Source organism: Litorivivens sp., from assembly GCF_041625495.1.
In the GTDB taxonomy this organism is placed as follows: domain Bacteria; phylum Pseudomonadota; class Gammaproteobacteria; order Pseudomonadales; family Spongiibacteraceae; genus Litorivivens.
The window spans coordinates 1-3,751 of sequence record NZ_JBFJTH010000253.1 but is presented as its reverse complement, the minus strand read 5'-3'; the positions used below and the strand labels follow the sequence as shown (position 1 = coordinate 3,751).

Annotated in this window: 4 protein-coding genes; all 4 read left to right on the top strand. The window is 54.8% G+C overall.

The window, feature by feature from the left end; all coding sequences use genetic code 11:
- Positions 1 to 837 (top strand): gamma-glutamyltransferase (locus ABYP39_RS17985; RefSeq protein ID WP_372783987.1); only part of this gene is annotated, 837 nt, incomplete at its 5' end.
- Positions 837 to 1,406, top strand: a complete 570-nt coding sequence (locus tag ABYP39_RS17980; RefSeq protein WP_372783985.1) for a hypothetical protein — start codon at positions 837 to 839, stop codon at positions 1,404 to 1,406. The genes ABYP39_RS17985 and ABYP39_RS17980, both read left to right, overlap by 1 nt.
- 23 nt (positions 1,407 to 1,429) lie before the next feature.
- Positions 1,430 to 3,232, top strand: a complete 1,803-nt coding sequence (locus ABYP39_RS17975; RefSeq protein WP_372783983.1) for a gamma-glutamyltransferase — start codon at positions 1,430 to 1,432, stop codon at positions 3,230 to 3,232.
- A 79-nt stretch (positions 3,233 to 3,311) separates the two neighbouring features.
- Positions 3,312 to 3,751: TonB-dependent receptor plug domain-containing protein (locus ABYP39_RS17970; protein WP_372783981.1), on the top strand; the 440-nt coding region annotated here is incomplete at its 3' end.

Below are 3,751 nucleotides of genomic sequence, written 5' to 3'. Positions count from 1 at the left end.
TTGATTGGTTCGCCGGCGCCGGATTTTGGCGGCGTCAACTTTATCGAGATCATGAACCTGATCGAGATGATGGATATTCAGAAAATGGGCCCGGCCTGGGACTCCAGCGAGACAGCGCTGAAAATGCTGCAGGCCATTTCGCTAACCACTGCCGAGAACATCATCGGCCGCTACACAGGCAAGCTGCCCAGCACCGAGAAGCTGATTTCCAAGGAATACGCCGAAGAGCGTTTCGGCAAGTTGAAGGGTAAGCCAACGAGTCTGGCCGAGATGATGGGCCTGAGCACACCGCCCCCCGGTTCCAACCACCTCACCGTTACAGATGCTGAAGGCAATGTCGCCACCGTGCTGCATTCCTGCATGTCCATGCCTTACAGCAATGGCTTGTATGTAGACGGACTGTGGATTTGCGCCGCTGGCGTTCACTACGGCTCTGGCCTGCCCAAGCCGGGCGAGCGCATTAATGCGCGTATCTTGCCCCATATGTTCCTCAAAAACGGCAAGCCGGTACTGGCAGGTGGCTCACCGTCCGTTTCGTTGATGGAAAACATGGTGCAGAACAGCACTAATATCCTCGATTTTGGCCTGTCTATTGAAGAGGCGGTGAACAAGCCGCGCTTTGGTGGCAGTTCCATGGGTAAGGCGGGTGCCATGCTGTGGGAAGCCAATATGCCGGAAGCGGCGGCCGCCACACTCCGAAAAACCGGCTTGCAACTGGATGTGGTCAACCCCTGGAACTGGAGTCACGGCTCCTACGACTCCATCGCCTTTGATAGTACCGGTATGGCCTATGGCTGTGGCGACCCCCGTCGCACCGCGATGGCGTTGGCCGTCTGATGTTTACCGTAACGCAGCGCTGGCTGCTGGCTTTTCTCTATTTGATGCCCTTCCAGATCTGGGCGGCGGATCAGGATCATGACCGCCCGGCCTTGGAATTGGTTACCTACAACGAGATTGTGATCGATCGGTCAGCGTCAGTGATTTGGCCTCACATCCTGGATCCTGAAGCCTGGAAGCAGGGTGCGAAGTTGGAGCTGGTGGGAGGCGAGCAAGGCAAACTCGGGGCGATCTACCGCGCCTTTCTGCCGGCCAAACCTGGCGAAACGCTGTTTTATAGCGAAGACGTTGAGCTGGTGCCGAATCAGGTGCGCAGTATCAAAATTTATCAGCCGGCGCAGGGGGCTCTAACAGGCTATTCGAGCTGGCGCCTGCGCGCGGAAGGGGAATCCACCCGGCTGAGTTATCACGTCCTGTCCGAATTTTTATTGCCTGCAGAAGCGGCCGCAATGCCGGCCGCTGCCCTCAATGCCATGCAGGAAAAAAACCGCAAGGACAATCACCGGCGCTTTCAACAAGAGCTTGAAGCGCTCAAGCGCCTTGTAGAAAACGAACCCAACAAACGATAAACCTATTCAACAGGAAGATCACGATGAAACTGAAAACAATGGCGATCAGTGCCTTAGCCAGCTCGCTGATTCTCGCAGGGTGCCAGACTTCGGATAAACCCCAAACCCTGGCTGCTAGTGGCTGGCCCGCGGCCGAGCGCGAAAAATACATGGCAATCGAAGGCATGGCTATTGCACCCAGCAACCCTGAAGCCACCGGGGAAATGGGTGCGGTTACCGGCAGCTTCCACGGTTATGCGCAGCGTGCAGGCCTGGAAGCTCTGAAGCAGGGTGGTACTTCAGCCGATGCCGCCATGACCACCGCACTGACGCAGGTGGCATTGGGTGCCGGTGCGGTTATCAGTTATTTTGGCATTATGTCGGTGGTGCACTACGATGCCGCCAGCGGCGAAGTCAGTTATATGAATGCAAGCTGGGATACCGTGCGCGGTGAGAAAGACCCGATGAGTATACCTGGGCGCATTGATGCCTACGGCGAGGGTTTGTACGGCCACGGCGAGCCCAGTGGTCGAACTGCGCTGGTGGGTGGATTTATGAAAGGTGTAGAGGCCATGAACGAGCGATTTGGTAAATTGCCGTTTGCGCGTCTGTTTGAACCCTCCATCGAAATCGCCGAGCAAGGCGTTCCCTTTACCCAGAATTTGATGAAATATCTTGAGCCACGTCGCAACGATCTGGCGCGCTTGCCTGAAACCAAAGCGGTGTTCACCAATGAAAAAGGTGAGTGGGTTAAGGAAGGCGAACTTTTCAAACAACCTGCACTGGCTAAGACCCTGCGCGCGGTTGCGAATCAGGGCGCCGACTATATGTACACCGGCCCCTGGGCAAAAAAATTGGTTGAAAAAGTGCAAGCCGAAGGCGGCTTCATGACATTGGAGGATCTAGCCAATTATGAAGTGATCTGGGGTGAGCCTTTGGTGGGTGAGCACAATGGCCACCAGGTTTACCTGAATGGCAAACCGGCCTACGGTGGTGTGCACGCCATTGAAGCCCTGCACTTGTCCAAAGCTGCCAAAATCAAAGAGCTGGGCCACTGGTCGAAAAGCGCCGAATCCTTCAAACATATGGCGAATCTGCTGAACAACGGCAATATCACGTTCTTGGAAGCAGCCATGCCCGATGTGGTGAAACAGATGTTGCCGGGTGTGGATACCAGTATCGAAGGCCGCCTGAAGCCGGAAAATGCGGAGAAAATCTGGAAACTGATGCAGGCAGGTGTTCCTTTGGCGCAATGGGCGGATACAGGTACCAAACATTCCGATACCGTGGTGGCGGTGGACCAGTGGGGCAACATGACCGCAGTGACTCACACCATTAACTGTGTTGTCTGGGGGAAAACAGGTATCTTCGTTGATGGTGTTTCTATTGGTGATCCGGCTGTTTCGCAAAAAGCGATCATCGCCAAAGCGGGCCCGGGTACACGCCTGCCTGACCCAACAGAACAAGGACTGGTGTTTAAGGACGGAGAGCCAGTACTGGCATTTACCTCTATGTCTATGGGTCTTCACCTGGAAACGGCTCAGTCCCTGATTAACTACATGGATTTTGGGATGAGCCCGAAAGAAGCCTCAGACGCGCCTTCCATGCTGTATCCCAAAATAGATATGGATTGGGAAAAAGGCACCGCAACGCAAACCGTACGCGTGATGAAAGGCGCCTTCTCCAAATCCCTGCTGGATCAAACCGGATTGCCATATTTGGAAATAGAGCCGAAAGAACGCCGTCTCGCCCAGGGTTTATGGGCGGGCATAGAGCGCGACCCTAAAACCGGAAAACTGAAAGCCGCTTCACACAAATACACGACCGGTCAGGCCGTTGCGTATTAGTGATAAGTGCTCCGGCAGTGTGTGCCGGAGCTGTTCCGACTAAGCATATTGTTGTCGTAATACGATGCAGGATCAGTAAGTGAAAGCTAAAGCGTTTGTCGCACTCTCTGCAGCATCAGTCATGGTGGCTGCTGGTTCCTCTGTTTTCGCGCAAGACGCGGCGGCCTCGGAAAATGCGCCCGCCAAAGAAGCGCGTAAAATTGAGGAAGTCTACGTGACCGCCACCAAACGCAGCAAATCGGTACGCGACATTCCGATCAGTATTGATGCGTTCAGCGGCGATATGCTGGTGGAGCGCGGCGCAACCAGTCTCGAAGAAATTGTTAAGTATTCGTCCGGTGTGATCCTGACAAAAGGGGCTACCCCGGATCAGGGCAGTGTCACGATTCGCGGGGTAAGCAACAGTGGTGGTTTTTTTACCCGAACAGTAGGGCGCTTCTACGACAATGTCTCTTTGATTAATCCTTCCGTCGCGGGTGTGCAGCCGGATATCGACCCTTTCGATATGGCGGCGGTAGA

Bases quoted from the DNA above. Each gene is read 5' to 3' on its own strand.
- ABYP39_RS17980 (WP_372783985.1), top strand. From the start codon at position 837: ATGTTTACCGTAACGCAGCGCTGGCTGCTGGCTTTTCTCTATTTGATG.
- ABYP39_RS17975 (WP_372783983.1), top strand. From the start codon at position 1,430: ATGAAACTGAAAACAATGGCGATCAGTGCCTTAGCCAGCTCGCTGATT.